Annotated in this window: 20 protein-coding genes; 3 read left to right on the top strand and 17 right to left on the bottom strand. The window is 71.5% G+C overall.

Annotation, left to right across the window (positions count from 1 at the left end):
* Positions 1-86: 86 nt before the first annotated feature.
* The 8 genes from NO930_RS07225 to NO930_RS07190 form a co-directional block, all read right to left on the bottom strand.
* On the bottom strand, positions 87-3,332 hold the full coding sequence (locus NO930_RS07225; protein ID WP_425601442.1) for a DUF7286 family protein: 3,246 nt from the start codon (positions 3,330-3,332) through the stop codon (positions 87-89).
* On the bottom strand, positions 3,326-3,913 hold the full coding sequence (locus NO930_RS07220) for a DUF7284 family protein (protein ID WP_137783307.1): 588 nt from the start codon (positions 3,911-3,913) through the stop codon (positions 3,326-3,328). Before NO930_RS07220 ends, NO930_RS07225 begins: the two co-directional genes overlap by 7 nt.
* Positions 3,910-4,395 carry a DUF7285 family protein gene (locus NO930_RS07215; RefSeq protein ID WP_241996875.1) on the bottom strand — a complete coding sequence of 162 codons (486 nt, stop codon included), beginning with the start codon at positions 4,393-4,395 and terminating at the stop codon, positions 3,910-3,912. Before NO930_RS07215 ends, NO930_RS07220 begins: the two co-directional genes overlap by 4 nt.
* Entirely contained in the window at positions 4,376-4,873 is a 498-nt protein-coding gene (locus NO930_RS07210) for a DUF7283 family protein (RefSeq protein WP_137783306.1), read from the bottom strand. Before NO930_RS07210 ends, NO930_RS07215 begins: the two co-directional genes overlap by 20 nt.
* A 101-nt stretch (positions 4,874-4,974) precedes the next feature.
* On the bottom strand, positions 4,975-6,783 hold the full coding sequence (locus NO930_RS07205) for a type II secretion system protein (protein ID WP_256402971.1): 1,809 nt from the start codon (positions 6,781-6,783) through the stop codon (positions 4,975-4,977).
* Positions 6,780-8,747: an ATPase, T2SS/T4P/T4SS family gene (locus NO930_RS07200; protein WP_256402970.1), complete on the bottom strand. Its 1,968-nt coding sequence runs from the start codon at positions 8,745-8,747 to the stop codon at positions 6,780-6,782. Before NO930_RS07200 ends, NO930_RS07205 begins: the two co-directional genes overlap by 4 nt.
* Positions 8,748-8,780: 33 nt before the next feature.
* Positions 8,781-9,251 (bottom strand): DUF7311 family protein, encoded by a 471-nt coding sequence (locus NO930_RS07195; RefSeq protein ID WP_256403156.1) that lies wholly within the window; start codon positions 9,249-9,251, stop codon positions 8,781-8,783.
* Positions 9,252-9,350: 99 nt separating this feature from the next.
* Entirely contained in the window at positions 9,351-9,920 is a 570-nt protein-coding gene (locus NO930_RS07190; RefSeq protein WP_256402969.1) for a DUF7310 family coiled-coil domain-containing protein, read from the bottom strand.
* 122 nt (positions 9,921-10,042) lie between these two features.
* On the opposite strand from NO930_RS07190, the gene NO930_RS07185 reads away from it, so the two are divergent.
* The gene (locus NO930_RS07185; RefSeq protein ID WP_137783678.1) at positions 10,043-10,741 is read left to right on the top strand and encodes a phosphoglycerol geranylgeranyltransferase; all 699 of its coding nucleotides are present in this window, start codon (positions 10,043-10,045) and stop codon (positions 10,739-10,741) included.
* Positions 10,742-10,774: 33 nt separating this feature from the next.
* On the opposite strand, the gene NO930_RS07180 is transcribed toward NO930_RS07185, so the two are convergent.
* Complete coding sequence (locus NO930_RS07180; protein WP_137783679.1) at positions 10,775-11,404, bottom strand: riboflavin synthase; 630 nt, start codon at positions 11,402-11,404, stop codon at positions 10,775-10,777.
* Between the two features lie 131 nt (positions 11,405-11,535).
* Between NO930_RS07180 and NO930_RS07175 the strand changes: the two genes are divergently transcribed.
* The gene (locus NO930_RS07175; RefSeq protein ID WP_256402968.1) at positions 11,536-11,841 is read left to right on the top strand and encodes a DUF7533 family protein; all 306 of its coding nucleotides are present in this window, start codon (positions 11,536-11,538) and stop codon (positions 11,839-11,841) included.
* Positions 11,842-11,864: 23 nt separating this feature from the next.
* Here NO930_RS07175 and NO930_RS07170 read toward each other — a convergent pair whose 3' ends face one another.
* The 8 genes from NO930_RS07170 to NO930_RS07135 all read right to left on the bottom strand — a co-directional run bounded on the left by NO930_RS07170 (position 11,865) and on the right by NO930_RS07135 (position 17,891).
* A complete protein-coding gene (locus NO930_RS07170; RefSeq protein WP_256402967.1) occupies positions 11,865-13,133 on the bottom strand; it encodes a M24 family metallopeptidase in 1,269 nt (422 codons plus the stop codon).
* The gene (locus NO930_RS07165; RefSeq protein ID WP_256402966.1) at positions 13,130-14,974 is read right to left on the bottom strand and encodes a UvrD-helicase domain-containing protein; all 1,845 of its coding nucleotides are present in this window, start codon (positions 14,972-14,974) and stop codon (positions 13,130-13,132) included. The genes NO930_RS07170 and NO930_RS07165 overlap by 4 nt, the downstream gene beginning before the upstream one ends.
* A 105-nt stretch (positions 14,975-15,079) precedes the next feature.
* On the bottom strand, positions 15,080-15,238 hold the full coding sequence (locus NO930_RS07160; protein ID WP_196219649.1) for a DUF7563 family protein: 159 nt from the start codon (positions 15,236-15,238) through the stop codon (positions 15,080-15,082).
* Between the two features lie 88 nt (positions 15,239-15,326).
* The gene (locus NO930_RS07155) at positions 15,327-15,509 is read right to left on the bottom strand and encodes an HVO_0416 family zinc finger protein (protein WP_049984376.1); all 183 of its coding nucleotides are present in this window, start codon (positions 15,507-15,509) and stop codon (positions 15,327-15,329) included.
* Between the two features lie 156 nt (positions 15,510-15,665).
* Complete coding sequence (gene hisH / locus NO930_RS07150; RefSeq protein ID WP_137784518.1) at positions 15,666-16,325, bottom strand: imidazole glycerol phosphate synthase subunit HisH; 660 nt, start codon at positions 16,323-16,325, stop codon at positions 15,666-15,668.
* A gap of 63 nt (positions 16,326-16,388) precedes the next feature.
* A complete protein-coding gene (locus NO930_RS07145; protein WP_256402965.1) occupies positions 16,389-17,000 on the bottom strand; it encodes a uracil-DNA glycosylase in 612 nt (203 codons plus the stop codon).
* A 50-nt stretch (positions 17,001-17,050) separates the two neighbouring features.
* Complete coding sequence (locus tag NO930_RS07140) at positions 17,051-17,704, bottom strand: endonuclease dU (protein ID WP_256402964.1); 654 nt, start codon at positions 17,702-17,704, stop codon at positions 17,051-17,053.
* Positions 17,705-17,708: 4 nt separating this feature from the next.
* Positions 17,709-17,891, bottom strand: a complete 183-nt coding sequence (locus NO930_RS07135; protein ID WP_137784941.1) for a DUF5786 family protein — start codon at positions 17,889-17,891, stop codon at positions 17,709-17,711.
* 140 nt (positions 17,892-18,031) lie between these two features.
* Between NO930_RS07135 and NO930_RS07130 the strand changes: the two genes are divergently transcribed.
* Positions 18,032-18,673, top strand: a complete 642-nt coding sequence (locus tag NO930_RS07130) for an MBL fold metallo-hydrolase (protein ID WP_256402963.1) — start codon at positions 18,032-18,034, stop codon at positions 18,671-18,673.
* Positions 18,674-18,711 lie beyond the last annotated feature (38 nt).

Raw genomic sequence — 18,711 nt, 5'->3', positions numbered from 1 at the left:
ATCGACGGGCGGAGCGCAAAACGTCTGTGGTCGCGCGGATCGGTGCCGGGAGCGGCGGGCCCCCAGACGGGGTAGCCGACCCGCGCTCACGACACCGCACAGCCATCGTCTGCGTCCGGTGTGGCGTCCATCGGTCCCGGACACGGCCACCCGCTCGACGTCTCGTCGCGGACTCCGTCGACGTCGCCGACGCCCGGCGGACCGGCCGGCACGGCGACCACGACGACGGTCCCCGTCTCGAAGCGCACCGGCTCCGTCTCTCCGATCGGAATCGAGGTCCCGCCGACGTCGACCGCGACGGTTCCCTCTTCGCGAACGTACTCGAAGCGACTGTCCGGCGTTCCCACGTCGGCTCGCAGCGCGAACCGCGGGTACTCGCCGCGCACCTGCACCCGCCACGCGTTCACCGTCGCCACCCAGTAGCCGGGGACGGGAGCGACCGGCAGCCCCGCGCCGACGCGTCGGACCGGCTTCGGCTCCCACTTCTCGACCGCCTCCTCGCCGTACTCCTCGACGGCCTTCTCTCTCACCGCCTCCGCGGCGCGGTCGCCGGCCGCCGCCATCTCGGCTTCGATGGACTTCTCCATCCGGTCACGGAGCAGCAGCCGAGCGCCGTCCGTCGGCCCCTCGACGAACCGCGCGGGGATCCGGACCGCGTCGCGACCGGCCGCGGTCCGCGTCTGTACCCGGAGCCGCGCCGCGAGCCCCGTCTCCGCGGCCTCCGACAGCGTTCCGACCGCCGCGGCCTCGGCCGCGACGCGGTCCGGATACGTACCGTCGCCGACCGCGACGGCCCGATCGCCGACCGAGTCGTACCGGGTCGCCACGCGGTCGAGTACGTCACGGCGCTGGGTCGCAGAAAGCGACGTCTGCGTGCGAAGCGCGACCGCGAGCTCTCGGTCGACGGCTCGCAGCGATCCGGATACCTGTCCGGCGAGCGCGTCCCGGTCCGCCCGCAGGTCCGGGTCGTCTCCCTCGGCGAGCGCGTCGTCGGCCAGACGCAGCGCGCGCCCGGCGGTCCCCACCCGAACCGTGTCGCCCGTCCCGAGCAGCCGGTCGACGATGCCGCTCGACACGTCGCCGTACGGGACGGTGACGTAGTTGACGTTCCGGACTGCGAGCGGCCGCGTCGTCGTGCCGTTCAGCCCCTCGACGTCCGCCCCGTCGACCGCCGTTCGCGGGAGGTACCCCGGACCGCCGGTCGGGGCGAACGTCACCGCTCCGCCCGGACCGCTCTCGGCCACGGTGTAGGTCCCGGGGTCCCGTGCGGCCTCGCGGCTCGCGATCACGTCGCCGACCGGCGGCCCGTCGAACGCGCCGTTCACGCGGTCGAGGAACCCCGTCGTCGCGGATCGCCGATCGTCTGCGGCCGACTCGAGCTCCGCGACGACGGCGTCGACGAACGCAGCGCGCGCGGCCGTTCGGGCGCGGTCCGCGGCACCGTCGTACGTTCGAGGCGCGTCGATCAGACCGCCGCGGCGGTCGCGGACCGCGTCGGCGAGGTCGGCGTACGGTTCGGCCTCGCCGACCGCGGCGGCCTCCATCGAGGCCGACGTCTCGATATCTCGCACCGCTGCCGACAGCGCGGAGACGTCGTCCGCGATCAGCGCGCGATCGGCGTCAGACCGCCCGCCGTAGACGGTCGCGGATCGCCTGACTGTCCCACGTTCGATCGCGTCGCGCGCGATACGGTCGACGCCGGCGTCGGTGTCGACACCGAGTTCACCGCGAGCGGATGCCGGCGTATCGCGCAGATCGGGGCCGTCGGTCCGACCGCCCGCTCCGAACGTCTTCGCGGGCCGGTCGGGTGCATCGTCGGTCGGCGCGTGCCGTCCCGTGACGTCGACGCGGACCCGGTACCGGTCCGTGGTCCGGTCGTACGTCGTCGTCTTGTGCGTGCTTACCCCGGTTATGGTCCCGTCTGCTCCCTCGTGGACGACCGTCCGCTCCCACCGAGCCTTCGCGGTCCGTTCGACAGACACGGACCGCGTCGCGTCGCCGAACGAGCGCCGCTCTCCCGGCTCCGTGATTCCGGTCGGCGTCCCGCGCGGGACGCCGCTTCCGCGGACGACCGGCGTCCGCTCGTCGCGCTCGACGTCATCGAGGACCCAGTCCTCGGCGAAGTCCGGACGGGGAGGGTCGAGACGCCCGCCGTCGACCGTCTGGATCGTCGACGTTCGAAGCGTCGCAGTCACGCGATACGCGCGGTCGGCGATCGCCGCGGCATCGTCGTGGACCGCGACCGCCGCGACGTCGGCGGCGTGACCGACCGACACCGACGCCCGTTCGGCCTCCCTGTCGCGTTCGGGGTCGTACACCGCCCGTTCTCCGTCGGACGCGCCCTCGGTCTGCGGCGCGGGTGCCGAGAGCACGGCGTCAGTCCACGCCGCCTCGTGGACGCCGGTCGGTTCGAGAAAGTCCACGAGTCCCGTTCGGGCGGTCGCGCGAGCGACGCCGCCACGCGCCGCCGGATCGCTCGCGCCGAAGACGTCCCGCTGTATCCGAACGATCCCCGCGTTCGTCGACAGCTCGACGTGTCTGTTCGCGAGCACGTTCTCGATGGGTGCCCCGCCGTACTGGCCGTATCCGCGGGCCCACGTGGTCGCATAGAGGCTCGCCGTGATCTGCCGTCCGAGGCCCGGCCCCTCGACCGGCCCTCGGTCGAGTCGGGCTTCGAACCGCTCCGTCCGCTCGTGCGCCGAGAGGGTCGGCACCGCCACGACGACGGTTCGGTCCGCGGTCTCCTCCGCGACGGTTCGGCCGTTCCGCGCCGCGGTCGTGGTCACCCCCTCGAACGTCGCGCGCACCGCGGTTCCGTTCGCGGCCGGAGCGATTCGCACGCGCTCGCGTGCGTCGACGAGGTCGCTCGCCTCGTCGACCGGCGGGAGCGACGCGTTCGCGGTGACTGGACCCACGTCGGCCGTGACGTTCGATAGGGCCGCACTCCCGGCGATCGCGAGTCGGATCCGGAACGCGTCCTCGAACGCCGATCCGTCGCGTACCGCCGCTCCAGCGCCGCCGTCGGCGTCCGGCGGTGCGGTTACGGGTTCCGCGGCCGCGGCGTGTGCGGTCTCGCGCGCTGCGACCCGGAGCGCCGCCGTCGAATCGGCGTCCACTCGCTCGACCGCCCGCTCCACGCTTCGGTCCTCGGCGATCAGTCCCTGATCCGCGACGCCCGCGGCGTACGCCGAACTCGACACCAAAAGGAGGACGCCGATCAGCGCGAACGGCACGCGGGCCCGTTCGTCGGCGACGAACACCCGACGCCGCCGGTCGATCGGCGACCACCGGCCGGAGTCGTCCCGGACGCGTCGGTTTCGCACGGTCACCACCGCCTGACCACGATTCGGACGTGGTCGTCCGGCGCAGCGGCGACGTCCGGAACGGGGTGAGTGATCACGGCGACCGTGGTGTCGGCGCTCCGCGGCGGTGGCCTACCGACGGTGACGGCGGTGGGGGTTCCGTCCGCCTCCGCCGGCGTGGTGCCGTTAGTCTCGCCCGGCTCCGAGGACCGATCGGCCGGCCTCGTCGCTCGCACCCGGGCGTCGATCCGCGTTCGGTCGTCGAGCCCCGTCTGGACCGCGGCCAGCGCCCGTTTCTCGAACGTATCTACGGGCCGGTTCTGGTCGGTGGGCACGCCGTCATCCGCGGACGCGTCGTCGTCCGTGGATGCTGCCTGACCGGCGACAAGAAGCGCCAGAAACTCCGCGCGTGTCGCGTGAACGGTTCGGGTTTCGCCCGGAGCTTCCGGGGCCGCGTAGGTCACCGTCACCGTCTCCGTCGCGAGGCGGTCCGCGCTCTCGCTCGCGGTCGGCGTTCCTGCGCCGTTCGGGAGCCCGCCGGACGAGAGCGCGACGACGCTCGCCGAGACGCAAAGGAGCATCACCGTTACGTCAAGCACGGTGCTCGTCATCGCCGCACCGCCGCGTGCAGCGTGCCGCGGACGTTCCGTCCCGGCGCGGTCCGCACGGTCACGGTCCGTCGAGCGGTGTCGATCCGATCGGACGCGAACGGATCGTTCAACTCCGGTGCTCCCGGTCCGGAATCGATGCGCCACGTCTCACCGTCGGCGCGAATCGCGACCGTGGCCGCGTACCGAAGGCGCGGCACCCCGCCCAGTCGGTTCGGGACCACGACGCCGCCGGCGGTGACCGCCGGCTCGATCCGATCGAGCGTCGCCTCGGCGACCGCTCGCTCGGGTGCCGGCGTCGCGTCGTCGATGGCGGTGACGTACAGTCCGAGCGCCGCACCGACGGCCACAACCGCGACGAGCGCGGCGATCGGCTCGACCGCGGCTCGGGCCGTGGACCGGCCGTCCGTACCGGCGGTGTCCGTCTCCGTGCGTCCCGTCGAACCGTCGCGGCCGAACAACCGTTCACCCGACGAGCGTGACATGGACACCTCCGTAGTGAACCCGCCGCACGGTGAGCCGCTCCGGTGCCGGTCGCCACGCTCCGGCGGCGGCGCGGGCGCGGGACGCCGCGGCCGCGAAGGCGTCCGGATCGTCGAACGCCGACGACGGTGGAACGCCGTCGAGCACGGGGCGAAGTCGGTTGATTCCGTCGGTCCGATTCCGGTCGGCGTGTCCCGCTGGCACGGGTGTCACTTTCGGACCGTGTAACGACGCGAATCCGACGCCGCCGTCGCTCCGCAGTCCGATCGATCGCTCCGTGAGTCGCATCTGGCTCGCCGCGAGGCCGTGTTCGGCTCGCGCCGGGTGGGGACCGTCGGCGACCGAGTCGATCGTGTGCGCCACACCGCTCGCGTCCGGCGGCGGAGACGCCGGAAGCGTCGCCGCGACGCCCGCCGCCGCGACGCTCACCAGAGCGAGTCCGAGCCACGCGTAGGTGGCGTCGACGTTCGTCTCGAACATGGGTCGGCTGGCCGCGGCTCGATATATAAGATGCCGGGCAACGTCTGAGACAGGCGGGGCGCTCCGGGACGACCGAGCGGTCGCGGCGTCCGGCCGCCGCGTTATAACAGGAGTCCGGCTCCGAGGAAGGAGACGAGGTACGTCGCCGTCGCGGTCGGCAGGGCGATCCCGATCCGATACGCGACGAGCGTCCGGTCGAACCCCCGCTCGAGCCCCGTCGCGAGTGCGGTGAGCAGTCCCGCGAGTACCAGGACGTACGCGCCGACGATCCGGCCGAGCACCGGCACCGCGAGCGCCGACGACGCCCTCGGCTCGGTCCCGGACCCCACGGACGGTCCCGCAGTGTCCGCCGGAACGCCGCCGGATCCGAGCGCGTCCGCACCCGCAGCGGCCCCGGCTCCGACCGTCGTGACGTCGACCGTGTCGATCCCGGTCGCGAGCGCGATCGTCGCTCCACCGACGAGCGGAGCGAACACGGCTGCGGTGTTCGTCAGCGTTCCCGTCACGGTCGCGAGCTGTCGACGTGCGTCGGCCTCGAGCGCGCGGAGCTCTTCTAACTGGTCTGCCAATTCGAGCAGGACGTCGCCGGCGGGACGACCCTCTCTCGCCGCGACGGCGAGGAGCGCGACCGCCCCGTTGACTCGCGGGGACGGGACCGCAACGGCGGGCCCGCCGCGGCCGAGAAACGCCTCTCGCACCCCGACGCGAAGCGCGTCGCTCCGACGGCCGGCGCGCTCGAACAGCTCGCCGGTCGCGTCGTCGATCCGCTCGCCCGCGTTCGCGACCGCGGCCTCGACCGAGACGCCCTCGGCGACGTCGCCGCCGATCACGGTCATCGCGTCTGGGAGGCTTCGCTCGACCGCACGCACGTCCGCGAGCACAGAGCGGCGGGCGCGGACGGAGACGAGCAGCGCGACGCCGACTCCGACGCCGATCCCCGCCACGGGTGCCGCCCATCGGGCGACTCCCAACGCGGCCGCCACCGCCGCCGTGACACCGGTTCCGACTCCGAGCACCACGGCGTGCGGGCCGCGACTCGGAACGTCCCGGTGATCGCTCCCTATCGCCGGCGGGGCGAACGCGACCGGGCGGCGCGAGAGCAGCCATCCGGACGCGGCGAGCAGGCCGGCGGGCAGCGCGACGAGATACAACCCAGTGACGACGCCCGGGCCGATCGGAACGCCGGACGCCGCGGCCGCGGGCAACAGCGCTATCATCGCCAGCGGAAGGAGGACGCCGAACGCGTACAGCGCGGAGACCGGGCCGCGAACCTCGCCGACGAAGGCGGCGAGCCGATCCGTCGTTCCGGCGATCGTCGCCTCGAGGGCCCGGTCGAGACACCGCCCCCGTCGCTCTGCCGGTGCCGACGCCGCGGTTCTGACGAGCGCTGCGGCGCGGTCGATGGCCGGAAACCAAGGCTGCCACTCGCGGGCGAACGCCCGGAGCCCACTCGTCGGGACGTCTGCGCTCCCCCGCTCGTGACGGGACAGTGCGTCCGCCAAGGGCCCGTTTCCGGTCCGGGCGGCGAACTGGACCGCGCGTTCCGTCGAGGGGTCGAGCCGCATCCGCAACACGAGGCGCCCGACGAGTCCGGGCGCGGCTCCGAGCGCTCGAGTTCGGCGGAGCGAGGCGATCCACACCGGTCCTCGGTGGACGGCGTGCGTCGCGCCGAGCCCAGCGACGAGTCCGGCGAGTCCGCTCGCTGCCGGCCCGAGGGCGAGCAGAGCGACGAGCGCGGCGACGAGGCCGACGACGATCCCCGACCGATTTCCGATCGCGATCACGGCTTCCGGTGGGCGGTTCCACCCGAGAAACGAGAGCGATCGGCGGAGTTCCGGCGATCCCGCCTCGTCGTCGCGTTCCGCGGACACCCGTGTCGAAGCGCCCGCCGATCCGTTCGGATCGGTCATCGGGCCGTACCGCCGTCCGGAGCGTCGGCGTCGCGGCCGGATGCGCCGGTGTCGCGGTCGGCGACGTCGACGGCGGCGTACCGGCTCGGTGCCAGCCGTCGCCGCCGAACCGCGGTCGCGACGCGTTCCGCTCGCCGGGAGATCACCGTTCTGACCTCCGCGTACGACTCGTCCGGCGCGGCGAGCGCGCCGACCAGTCGGCTCTCGCCGCGGTCGATCCGCCCGGTCGGCGCGAGTCCCGTCGCAGTCCGCTCGTACAGCGGCTCGAACTGAGCGTCGCCGTCGCGGTCGACGACTTCGGCGATCACGTCGACCTCGCAGTCGTCGAGGAGCACGACGAGGTCGGTCGAAGCGAACGACGACGCCGGAACCCCGAGGTCCGTGACGACGCGCTCCTTGACGGCGGCCGGGTCCTCTCCGTGGATCGTTCCGAGCACCGTCTCGCCGGTCGCGCCGACGCGCATCGCCTCGTACAGCGCCCGTGCCTCCTCGCCGCGAACCTCGCCGACCACGATCGAACCGCCCCCGAGCCGCAGCGCGGTCCGGACCGCCTCGCTCGGTGAGGGCTCGGCACCGTCGCCGACGCGGAGTCGCTGAGCGTCGCGACCGGCGGCGGCCAGCGCGGCCGCCGGTAGCTCCGGCGTGTCCTCGATGAGGACCGACCGAGTCGCGGACGGAAGCTCCCAGAGGAGCGAGCCGAGCGCGGTCGTCTTCCCGGCACCGCGGCCGCCCGCGACGAGACCGGTCACGCCCCGCTTGACGGCGACGGAGACGAGCCCCGCGGCGTCGGCCGTGATCGTCCCGACGTCGACGAGCCGTGCGAGCGTCCACGCGTCTGGGTCACCTCGGCGGAACGCGAAGGAGAGTCCGTCGCTCGCCGGGGCGGTCGTCGCTGCGACCCGGACCCGACCAGCCTCCGTCTCCAGCGTCGCGTCGAGCGTCGGACTGGCGCGGGAGAACCCCCGCCCGCTCGTTCGTCGAAGCCGAGACGCCAGCGTGGCCGCACCCTCCGGGGGGAGCCGGACGTTCGTGCGACAGCGTTCCCCGTCGACGACCACGCGGAGCGGATTGTCGGTGACGGGTGCCGTCAGCGTGGCGTCACTCACGCGGTCGTCTGCGAAGACGTGCTCGAACACGCCGTATCCCCGGGTGTGTCGCCGAAGCACGTCGACGAGCGTGGGTACCGGATCTCCCTCGACCGCGACCGCTCTGACGGCCCGTCCCGGTGCCCGGTCGCCGCCGACCGGATCGTCGAGGAGCCGGTCTTTGGCCGCCGCGAGCCGCGCGATCGCCTCGTCGTCGAGGTCGGCCGAAGGGGGCGTGAGGTGATACGTCCGCAGGGCCTCTTCGCCTTCGTACAGTCGTACCGTCGCACCGGTGTCGAGGTCCCATCGATCGACGAGCGCGGCTCGCGGCGGCGGTTCGGACGCCACGCGGGTGGCCGCGATCCGCGGCCCGGCGTGTGCGCGGAGCACGTCACCGGTCTCGTCAGCGCCCGCGACCACCTCGGACAGCCCGGATTCGGCGGCGATCCGCCTCGGCGCGCCAGCGCGACCGTCGGCCTCGCGGGCGGCCCCGACCGGGTCTCGACACACCCGGTCTGCGAGCCGCGTCTCATGGAACGCGACCTGCTCGCGGAACCGACCGGCGGCGAGCAGACACGCGGCGGCGCGGCCCGCGTACGTCCGCTCTCTCCCGCCGTGGTGCGTCCGGATCACGTCAGCGTCGCGGTCCGTCAGCGCCGCGACCACTGTCGAGAGGCAGTCGGGACTGGCGGCGAGGTCGCCGCCACCGGGACACTCGTCGGCGTCGACGGCGAGCACGACGCGGTCGTCGACACCGGTCCCGATCGGTTCTCTGAACGCCGGGTCGCACCGACAGCTGGGCGCGTCGCTCTCGACCCACGGAAGCGAGCGGAGCGACCCCCCACCGAGACGCGAGAACGCGGAGCGATCGAATGTCATGGCGGCCGTGGCCGCGGGATCGAATATAAAGCCTCACCCGACGCGGGTTATCCGAACCGTCGGCCCGCCGTCGTCGACATACCGGAGTTCGAGCCTGCTCTCGCCGCCCGGGCGGAGGTCGATCACGCCGGTGACGAGGTCGATCTTCGCGGGGACGGCGTCGACGCGGAGAGGGAGGTACCGGTCGCGTCCGCCGGCGGGTCGGTAGCGCAACGCGATGCGGGAGTCGGGCCGCGGGCCGTCGACCTCGACGAGAGCGAGCCGGTGGATCGTGGCCGCCGTGACACCGCTCGGAGCGCGGACGGTCATGCCTGCGCGAGCGGCGAGCGAGGGATCTTCGACCGCGATCGACCCGGAGACGACGCGCGCCGTCGCCCGCTCGATCCGGTCCACCTCGGAGTCGAGCCGCTCCGCCGTCGTGGTGACACGGGCCGTCTCCAAGGCGGGCATCGACGCGGCGAGGAGCGCGGCGGCGACGGCGACCGTCAACACGACTCGGATCACGGCGATCCGACCGGTCGGACTCGTCGTCCCGACCGGCTCGACCGGTTCGTCCGCATCGGCCACGCAGATCGCGACGCGTCTCGGAGGACCGTCGGGTCGTTACAGCGTCTCACGGAGGCGGTCCAGCGCGTCGCGGCTCCACGGCGTCCCGTCGCTCTCGTCATCGTCGCCGGCCGGACCGGATCCGTCCGCCGCATCCGATCCGCCCGCGCGACCGTGAGACCGAGGCCCGTCGAGCCGGGCGGCGCTCCCCTCGCTTCCGGGGTCGGCAGGCACGGCGGCGTCGAGCGCCGGCGGCGTCGGCACCTCCGCTCTCGGCTCCGAGCCCGCCGCCGGCTCTCCCTGCGCGTCGTCGGAGCGCTGACCGCGGCTCGATCGGGCGAGCGCGAGGTCCGCCCGTCGCTCGACTTCGGCGTTCACAGCGCGGACCGCGCCGGCGTATCCCCGAAGCGCCTGCGTCGCCGCCTCCAGTTCCTCGACGCGCGCCTCGAGATCGGACAGTCGCGAGCCGATCGCCCGTCGCTCGGCGGCCGCCTCCGCGCCGTCTGTCACGTCCGCCACCGCGGCGTCGGACCCGGTGAGCGCCCGTTCGACGGCGCTGAGCCGCTCGTCTATCGCGAGCGACTCGCCGCCGGTCGATCGATCGTCGGATCGGGGTGTCTCTGTCACGCGGAGGCTGGCCGCGGCCTAGTATATAACCGCTCGCAAGACCGGTCACGGGCGGTCGGAACGCTTCCCGCCGCGGGGACGGTTCCGCACCTTTTTGGTTCCGCCCGGAGGATTCGTGTCCGATGAGCAATCCGTGGGACGACTGGGATCACGTGCTGAAAGTCGATCCCGACAAGGAGCTTCGGGACGGGGAGACCTTCGAGGACGTCTGCCGGACCGGAACCGACGCGATCGAGATCGGCGGGACCCTCGACGTCACCGCGGAGAAGATGACGCGGGTCGTCGACGCCGCGGCCGAGTACGACGTGCCGCTGTACCAGGAACCGTCGAATCCGGGCGTGGTCATCGACTCGCCCGCCCTCGACGGCTACCTGATCCCGACGGTGTTCAACGCCGGCGGCCCGTTCTGGATCACCGGTGCGCACAAAGAGTGGGTCCGCATCGACGACCTCGACTGGGACCGCACGCACACCGAGGCGTACATCGTGTTGAACCCGGAGGCCTCGGTCGCACAGCTGACGGAGGCGAACTGCGACCTCGCGGCGGACGACGTCGCGGCCTACGCGAAGATCGCAGAGCGGATGTTCGGCCAAGAGATCGTCTACGTGGAGTATTCGGGGATGTTCGGAGATACCGAGAAGGTCGCTGCCGCCCACGACGCGCTCGACGACGCCACCCTGTTTTACGGCGGCGGCATTCACGACTACGAGTCGGCGAACGAGATGGCCGCACACAGTGACGTCGTCGTCGTCGGCGATCTGCTCCACGACGAGGGCGTCGACGCGGTCCGCGAGACGGTGAAGGGCGCGAAAGACGCGTAGCCGGCGTTTTTCGGAGAGACGGAGCGGTCCCGATCAGTACCCGTCGAGCATGTTTTCGACGTACTTCGCGATCACGTCGACCTCCAGGTGAACCGGGTCGCCGACCGACTTCTCCGAGAGCGTCGTGAGGTCGTGGGTCGTCGGGATGATCGCGACGTCGAACTCGCCGTCTCGCTTCTCGGCGACCGTCAGCGAGATCCCGTCGAGTGTCACCGATCCCTTCTCGACGAGGTAGCGGTCGTGGCCCTCCGGGATCGCGAAGGCGAATCGCCAGTCCTCGCCGACGCGCTCCGTTCCCGTCACCTCGGCCACCGTGTCGACGTGGCCCTGTACCACGTGGCCGTCGAACCGGCCGTCGGCGGGCATCGCGCGCTCGACGTTGACGGCGTCGCCCTCGCGGAGTTCGCCGAGGTACGTCTTCGCGACCGTCTCGCTCGCGAGGAACACCTCGAACCAGCCGCCGGCCGAATCGATTTCCTCCGAATCGCCGTCTTCGCCGCTGAAACCGTACTCTTCGACGGTCAGACAGACGCCGCTGACGCTTATCGACTGACCGTGGTGGAGGTCGTCGAACCCCTCGACGCCGATCTGTAGCCGGAGCCCGTCCGCGGTTTCGGTCCGCTCGCGAACCGTTCCGGTGTCCTCGACGATGCCGGTGAACATACCCGACGTGGGCGCGCGCGACACATATCGGTTCGGCCTTCGCTCGGCGGCGGCGCTCGGTCCGGCGTCTGACCGGCGGCGGGTGCCTCGCGACGAGCCGTTTTTGTTCTCTCGGAATCAACCGAACGGCGATGAGACTTGGCGTGATGGATATGATCGGACTGGCGGCGTCGCTCGCCTTCGCCCTCCCGCTCGCGAACTACGCCGTCATCCGGCTTCTCGCCGGCGAACTCGCGCTCGGCGTCGGCCTCTTCGCCGTCGCCGCCGCGATGGTCGTCCTCCCGCAGTACTTCCTCGACCCCGGCCGTCTCGTCCGCGGGCTCCTCGCCGGCCTCCTCCCCCGACAGCTCCGGAGCGCGCCGTCTGGCGACTCCCCTGAGACGCCCGGAGACGACGCGGCGGCGGAGGACCGGACGGTCAGCGCGCCCGACGAGTAGCGTTCTCCGACGCTGTCGGCGGTTTACCGCGGTTCGGGCGCGATACCGAGCGGATGCTCGGCGAGGGGTTCGTAGCCGTCGTCGGTGACGACGACGAGGTCGCCCAGACGCACGCGGCCGACCGTCGGATCGCGGACGCCCGGCTCGACGGCGATCACGTGGCCCGGTCGCAGCTCCGTCCCGCCCGACGGTGCCTCACACCGGCTCAGCCCGACGCCGCGGACCGGCTCGCCGGTGGCTCCCGCTTCGCCCGGTTCGGGGTTCGGGTCGAACCCGTACGCCGCGAGCTCCGCTGCCGCTTCGCCGCCGACGGTCGCGACCGGCGTTCCCGGCTCGACCTCTGCGAGCGCGGCCTCGCGCGCGGCCTCGACCGCGACGGACGCCCGCCGCTCCCACCCGCCGTCACCGTCGACGACGAAGGTGCGAGTCAGATCCCCGTGATACCCGTCCGGTCCGCGGGGCGAGACGCCGACGACGACGGTCTCGCCCGGTCGGATATCGGTGGTTCCGGCCCGGCGGTGGCTGGTCGCGGACCCACCGACGCCGATCGCCGTGTCGCCGGCGTCGCCGACGCCCTCTGCCGCGAGCGCGACGTTCACCGCCCGCCGCAGGCGCTCGGCGGTCAGAGGGGATCCGTCCCAGCGGAGGGCCGGGCGTCGGTCCGGCCGGTCGTCCCCGGTGGGGCGAGCGCCTTCGACCGCGCTTTCGGCCAGCACCGTTCGCGCGCGAGAGACCCCCGCGACGGCCGCGCGCTGGATCCGGCCGAGCCGGTCGATCTCGGCGTCCGTCTTCAGCGATCTGGCCGTCGCGACCGCGTCGGTCGACGCGAGTTCGTTGCCGGCGCGTTCGAGGTACACCGCCGCGTCGTGCGGGATCGACGCCGGAACGAGGGCGGTCCCGTCGCCGCCCGCGTCGCCGATCAGGTCGCGGACGACTCCGGTCGCGCGCTCGCCCGCGTGGTCGCCGGCGCGGTCGGTGCGCACCTCGCGGGAGATGGAGTCGTGGAACCCGCCGTCCCGGTCGCGCGCGGCCTCGACGAACCGCCGTTCGGCCCGCTCGCGGAGCGCGGACGGCACGCAGTAGACGGCACGTCCCCCGGCGTCTTCCGACGGGGTGACGACAAGCGCGGACGCCCGGTCCGATCCGGCGGCGCGCGTGAGATACCGGAGGTCGTCGTCGAACCGGTCGCCGACCGCGACGAAGGCGTCGGCGTCCGCCGCCGCGACCGCCTCGGTGATCTGGGTGAGATCGGTTCGGGGAGGTCGATGCGGCGAGGCGCTCCCGTCGTTCACGGCTCGGGCTCGGGGACCGCCAGCTCCGCCTGTACCTCGTCTATGAGGTCCTGTGCCGGCTCCTCGCGCAGCTCGTTGAACAGAAGGACGCTGATCGGGAGGGTCGGCGCACCGCTTATCAGGCTCTCCATGATCACCAGCCGCTCGCGGGCACGCGACATTCCGACGTAGAAGACGCGGCGCTCGTTGTCGGTGAGAACGGGGACCGGGCTCGTGGTCTTGGTGAACTCTTCGACCCCGTCGATGTTGGTGGGATCGTCGATGGAGGCCGCCATCTGCTCGACGACCTTCTCCGTGAGGTCGGTCGCGACGAACACGTGGTCGGCCTCGCGGCCCTTCGCCGAGTGGATGGTGCCGACGCGGACGCGAGTCGGGTCCATCCCCTCGTACTCGCCGCCGAAGTACGCGCCCATCGACTTCCGCTGGAAGCTCGTCACCTTCCGCACCATGTCGTCGGCGCTCTCCGCGTCGGGCATGAAGGGGATGAAGTCGTCCAGCTCGTCCGTCGTCACCTCGATCTGCGCGACGTCGTCCGCGTCGGCCGCCTCCTCGCGGTCGTCGAGGAAGTCGTAGAACTCGTCGCGGTCGTGCGTGCCGAACGCCGAGTCCTGTAACATGTCGGCGAGCCGGCGGGCCTCCAGCCCGTTCACGGGATCGCCCGCGTCCGATTTCTCGATGGCGCTGACGTAGTCTTGGATGCGGTCGGTCCACATCCGACCGTCCGTCAGCATCGTGAAGGGGATCCCGTGGTCGATGAACTCGTCGATGAAATCGAACATCTGATAGCGCGCACGGAACAGACACATCACGCTCCCCTCGTCGTCGTCGACCGTGTACCGGACGTTCCGGACGAGTTCGAGCATCGACGGCGACTCGATCGCCTCGACGGTGCCGCCCTCCTTGCGGGGATGCAGATCCTTCTCTTGTCGCTTGTCGATGTGGCGTATCTCCGCGTTGACGACGTTGAGTATCTCGGAGGGGAGCCGGTAGGAGTTCGGGAGGACGACGTCTTCGTCCACGTCCGTGTCCAAGAGGAGGTCGGGGTCGGCACCCTGCCACGCGTAGACGACCTGGTCGTCGTCGCCGGCGATGAGGACCTTCCGCATGTGCGGCCGCCACTCCTCGAAGACGTTGTACTGCAGCGTCGTGATATCCTGGAACTCGTCGATGATCAGGTAGTCGACGTTCGGGACGAGCGATCGCTGGGCGACGCGTTCGAGCATGTCGGCGAAGCCGACGAGGTCGTTGTCGCCCTTGTACGCACGCCACGCGCGGATCGTCTCCGGGATGTCGATCCGGTCGTCGTCGGAAGGCCACGTCGGCGTGTACTTGTTCCCCTGCTGGGCGTTCGGGTCCTCTTCGGGCGGCAGTCTGACCTCTTCGACGTTCCACTGGAAGGGGACGTCGTACCAGTCTGCCACGTCGCGCTCGGTGCGCTGGAGCCACTGCGAGGTGGCGATGATCTTGTTGCCGATCGTCGTCGACCGGGCGGTCCGGCGGCCGGCACCGCCGTGTTGGTCCTCGAACTCGATGCCGTACTCCTCACAGAACGCCTCCTTGTCGTCTTCGCCGACCACGTCGCCGCGGGAGAGGTCGAGCAGCTCGTACGCCTTCGCGTGCATCGTGCTAACGTTCCCCTGGAGGCTCCGCGGCGAGATGTCGAGCCGCTCTGCGAGCCGCTCGCGGATCTCGGCCGCTGCCGCGCGCGTGTACGAGACGACGAGGACGTCGCGAACGTCCGCGCCCTCGTCGTCGAGGATCCCTTCGACGCGGTCCAGAAGCGCCGTGGTCTTCCCGCTGCCCGGACCGCCGAAGAGTCGCGTCACCGTGGGATCGGTCATTATCTACCCCAGATTCCGGTTCTTCTTAAACGCCGTGGGTCAGGGAGACGGCGGGAATGTCGCTCGGCCGGGGTGTGCTCGGTGACGCATCGTCGGAGGCGCGTTTCAGTTGCCCCGGGTTGCGCGGGCCTCGCGGACGTCACCCCCGTCGCGCACGAGATTCTCGCAGGCCGGACAGACGCGCGGACGGTCGACCTCGTTCGGGGTGAACACCCGAACGTAGTCGGCCGTGACGAACGAGCCGCAGTTCTGGCAGGTCGGCATGGTCGTGACTCACGATTGATACTATATAATGCTACCGCCGATTGCGCCCGAAAGAAAGCCGCTCGCCGGTCGACTGACGGGCAGACGGTCAGGTCGGCCGCCAGTCGCAGACGCCACACCGGGCCGTTCCCTCGGGGTGTAGTGCACCGCACTCCGGGCACTGAAGCTTGTTATAGGATCGTTCCCAGCGTACGATCTCTGTCTCGTGGCCGCGATCGGACAGGAACTCGTCGAACACGTCGTCGTCCGAGCTGGGTGCACTACTAGACATGCATGCTAGGTAATGCCATGCGCGTATATATATCTTGCCGTGGTTCTCACGGAACCGCGTGGCAGAGAAGCCGGACACGCATGGAAAAATACGGTAGATATTCCCCGTATCGTGGGTTTTTCGACGGTGTGGCCGCGACGAGCGGTGTCTCCGAGCCTAGCGGTCCGCGCAGAACTCGACGAAGTTCCGCAGGATCTGAAGCCCCGTCTCCCCGCTCTTTTCGGGGTGGAACTGCGTGCCGAACACGTTGCCCGCGTCGTTGGCCACGACGGCGGGGAAGTCGACGCCGTAGTCGGCGGTGGCGACCACGCTGTCGGGGTCGTCCGGTTCGGCGTAGTAGGAGTGGACGAAGTAGGCGTACCGGCCGTCCACCCCGTCGACGATGGGATGATCGCGCTCCACCGACAGCTCGTTCCACCCCATGTGTGGCACCTTGCGATCGACGTCGAACCGAACGTTCGTCCCGGGGACGAGATCGAGGCCGGTCACCTCGCCTTCGCCCTCGTGGTCGGCCTCCTCGCTCGACGTGAGAAGCATCTGCATGCCGAGACAGATCCCGAAGAGCGGGCGACCGGCGTCGGCGTGGTCAGTCAGCGCCTCGCGCAGCGGACCGGCGTTCTCCATCCCCTCGCGGAACGCGCCGACGCCGGGGAGGACGACCCCGTCGGCCTCGGCGAACGCCTCGGGGTCGTCGGTGATCTCGACCGACGCGCCCGCGCGTTCGAGCCCGCGGGTGGCAGACCGGAGGTTCCCGAGGCCGTAGTCGACTAACACGACGTCCGCAAGCGTCTCCGCCGGCGGCTCGAAGGAGCTCATAGGCCCACTCGGAGGGGCACGGAAAAGTCGGTTTCCCTTGCGACAGTCGGCCCGACCGCGACCTCAGAACTCGCCGAGGCGCGACTGACCGTCACCGCCCGATTTCGTCGCGTCGCCGACGCCGGCGACCTCCGCGGCCAGTGCGATCCCCTCGAAGAACCCCTCGCGCTGGCTCCGGTCGTACAGCGTCGCCGCCGGATGGACGGAGAGGAGCACCCGGCGCGACGCGTCCGCGATCCGGGCGTCGACGACCTCGCCCGCCTCCGACGTGATCGCGACCGACCGGTCGAGCAGGTGCTCGCTCGGGACCTTTCCGAGGGTCACGATCAGGTCGGGCGCGAGGCGGTCGATCTCGGCGTCGAGGTAGCCGCGGCAGTTCGCCAGTTCCTCGCCCGTCGGGTCGCGGTTGTCCGGCGGCCGACACCGGACGCAGTTCGTGATGCGCACGTCTGCCCGCGCGAGTCCGGCGTCGCGGAGCGCCTCGTCGAGCACGTCGCCGGACCGCCCGACGAAGGGCTCCCCCCGCTCGTCTTCGTTCGCTCCCGGCCCCTCGCCCACGAACAGCAGGTCGGCGTCCGTCGGGCCGACGCCGTCGACGATCCGAGTCCGGGACTCGACGAGCGCCGGACAGCGCTCGCAGGCGGACACGCGGAGGTCGTCGTCGAGTTCGCTCATGCGCCCGTATCGGCACGGCCGCGACATAAGTGGCCCCCGTTCGCCCCGCGTCACTGCGGGCCGTCCGGGTCGCCGGCTTCGGCCGTCTCGTCGGCGTCGACCGGCCCGTCGACGTCGGCCGTTCCGTCCGCCTCGATCGCCTCGCGGTGCGCGCTCGCCGCGATACCGGCGACCCGGAGCGGCTCCGGCCGCCGAAACCCCTCGCCGACGAGCCCGCGGGCCGCGGCCGCCGCGGCGTCGGTGTCGAGCCCGACGGCGCGGACGAACAGCGGGCTCGACCCGTCTGCCCCGTCCGAGTCCGGCGTCTCGACCCGAACTCGGGGCGGGAGCGACCGGTAGGTCGCGAGGCGGGCCGCGAGCGCGTCCCCGTCGAACGCCTCGCGGAGCGCCGGTTCGAGCCCGGGGCTCGGCTCGTAGCTCACCGAGTACACCGGCGCGTCGAGCACCTCGTGAAGCCGACGGAGGTCGAGGACGTTGAACCACGCGGGGGCGATCCCGTCGCAGGCGACGTGGCGAACGTCCTCGCGGCCGAGCGCGCCGACGAGGTCGGCCACGGCGTCGGCCGCGTCGGTGCCGCCGACCGTACACCGCTCGAAGCCGAGGCCGTCGAGCGTGCCGTCGGCCCTGACGACGGCGCCGGCTACGCGGCTGTGTCGGGTGCCGTCTGAAAACGCGATTCCGAGCGTCCGGCTCGGCGGTCGCACCCGATCAGGTCTCCTCGGATTTGATGTCTTTGAGGCGGTCGAGGAGCTCGTCGTTCGACGCGCCGGGCTCGTAGTCGACCGACCCCTCGTGAGCCGATTCGGCCGCGCGGACTCCGTTGTCGTCGTCGAAATCCGCGTCCAGGTCCTGGTTCTCCTGTTCGGATTCGTCGTAGCTTCCGAAGCCCATGTCTACCCCGAAATAGCGGCTGACGACAAATAAAACCCCTGTCGGTAGCGGGGCTCAGTGCCGGAATCCGTCGTCTGCCGAACTGCACGATTCGTCTGCCGAACTGCACGTTTTTACTCGCCGCGCGACGTCGCGTGTGTATGGAACCGATCACGGTTACCGCAGACGCGGAAGAGTTCACCTGCAACGCGTACCTCGTCCCCGGCGAGGCGACGACGCTCGTCGACGCCGGCACGATGCCCGGCGTCGGGGACGTGATCGCAGACGCGCTCGACGACGCCGGCGTCGACGGGCTCGACCGCGTCGTCGTAACCCACCAGCACCACGACCACGTCGGAGAGCTGGACGCGGTGCTCGACCGCTTCGACGCGACGATGTACGCGAACGGATCGCACCCGCGACGGGACGTGGCGATCGGCGACGGCGACGAGATCCTCGTCGGGGACGAGGCGTGCGAGGTCGTGTTCACGCCCGGGCACGCCGACGACCACGTCTCGCTCGTCGGCGACGCGCGGCTCTACTCCGGCGACGTGTTCGTGTACAACGACGGGGCGTTCGACGACGGCTCGTTCGGTCGCACCGACATGGCCGGGCAGTCGCGCGAGCGCCTGATCGAGAGCCTCCACACGCTCCTCGATCGGGTGCCGGATACCGTCGACGCGATGTACCCCGGACACGGCGACGTCTACCGCGCGAGCGACGGCCCCGACACCGTCCGCGAGGCCCTCGAACGCGCGACCGAACGCGCCGAGCGCCGCGAGCCGAAGTACCCCGACGACTGACGACCACAGACCGACGCCGTGGGGTCGGAGGGGACTAC

The sequence above is a fragment of the Halorubrum salinum genome (assembly GCF_024494575.1).
Lineage (GTDB): Archaea > Halobacteriota > Halobacteria > Halobacteriales > Haloferacaceae > Halorubrum > Halorubrum salinum.
This window is presented reverse-complemented; position numbering and strand designations above follow the sequence as displayed.

Bases quoted from the DNA above. Each gene is read 5' to 3' on its own strand.
- NO930_RS07220 (WP_137783307.1), bottom strand. From the start codon at position 3,913: ATGACGAGCACCGTGCTTGACGTAACGGTGATGCTCCTTTGCGTCTCG.
- NO930_RS07215 (WP_241996875.1), bottom strand. From the start codon at position 4,395: ATGTCACGCTCGTCGGGTGAACGGTTGTTCGGCCGCGACGGTTCGACG.
- NO930_RS07210 (WP_137783306.1), bottom strand. From the start codon at position 4,873: ATGTTCGAGACGAACGTCGACGCCACCTACGCGTGGCTCGGACTCGCT.
- NO930_RS07205 (WP_256402971.1), bottom strand. From the start codon at position 6,783: ATGACCGATCCGAACGGATCGGCGGGCGCTTCGACACGGGTGTCCGCG.
- NO930_RS07200 (WP_256402970.1), bottom strand. From the start codon at position 8,747: ATGACATTCGATCGCTCCGCGTTCTCGCGTCTCGGTGGGGGGTCGCTC.
- NO930_RS07185 (WP_137783678.1), top strand. From the start codon at position 10,043: ATGAGCAATCCGTGGGACGACTGGGATCACGTGCTGAAAGTCGATCCC.
- NO930_RS07180 (WP_137783679.1), bottom strand. From the start codon at position 11,404: ATGTTCACCGGCATCGTCGAGGACACCGGAACGGTTCGCGAGCGGACC.
- NO930_RS07175 (WP_256402968.1), top strand. From the start codon at position 11,536: ATGAGACTTGGCGTGATGGATATGATCGGACTGGCGGCGTCGCTCGCC.
- NO930_RS07165 (WP_256402966.1), bottom strand. From the start codon at position 14,974: ATGACCGATCCCACGGTGACGCGACTCTTCGGCGGTCCGGGCAGCGGG.
- NO930_RS07160 (WP_196219649.1), bottom strand. From the start codon at position 15,238: ATGCCGACCTGCCAGAACTGCGGCTCGTTCGTCACGGCCGACTACGTT.
- NO930_RS07155 (WP_049984376.1), bottom strand. From the start codon at position 15,509: ATGTCTAGTAGTGCACCCAGCTCGGACGACGACGTGTTCGACGAGTTC.
- hisH (WP_137784518.1), bottom strand. From the start codon at position 16,325: ATGAGCTCCTTCGAGCCGCCGGCGGAGACGCTTGCGGACGTCGTGTTA.
- NO930_RS07145 (WP_256402965.1), bottom strand. From the start codon at position 17,000: ATGAGCGAACTCGACGACGACCTCCGCGTGTCCGCCTGCGAGCGCTGT.
- NO930_RS07135 (WP_137784941.1), bottom strand. From the start codon at position 17,891: ATGGGCTTCGGAAGCTACGACGAATCCGAACAGGAGAACCAGGACCTG.
- NO930_RS07130 (WP_256402963.1), top strand. From the start codon at position 18,032: ATGGAACCGATCACGGTTACCGCAGACGCGGAAGAGTTCACCTGCAAC.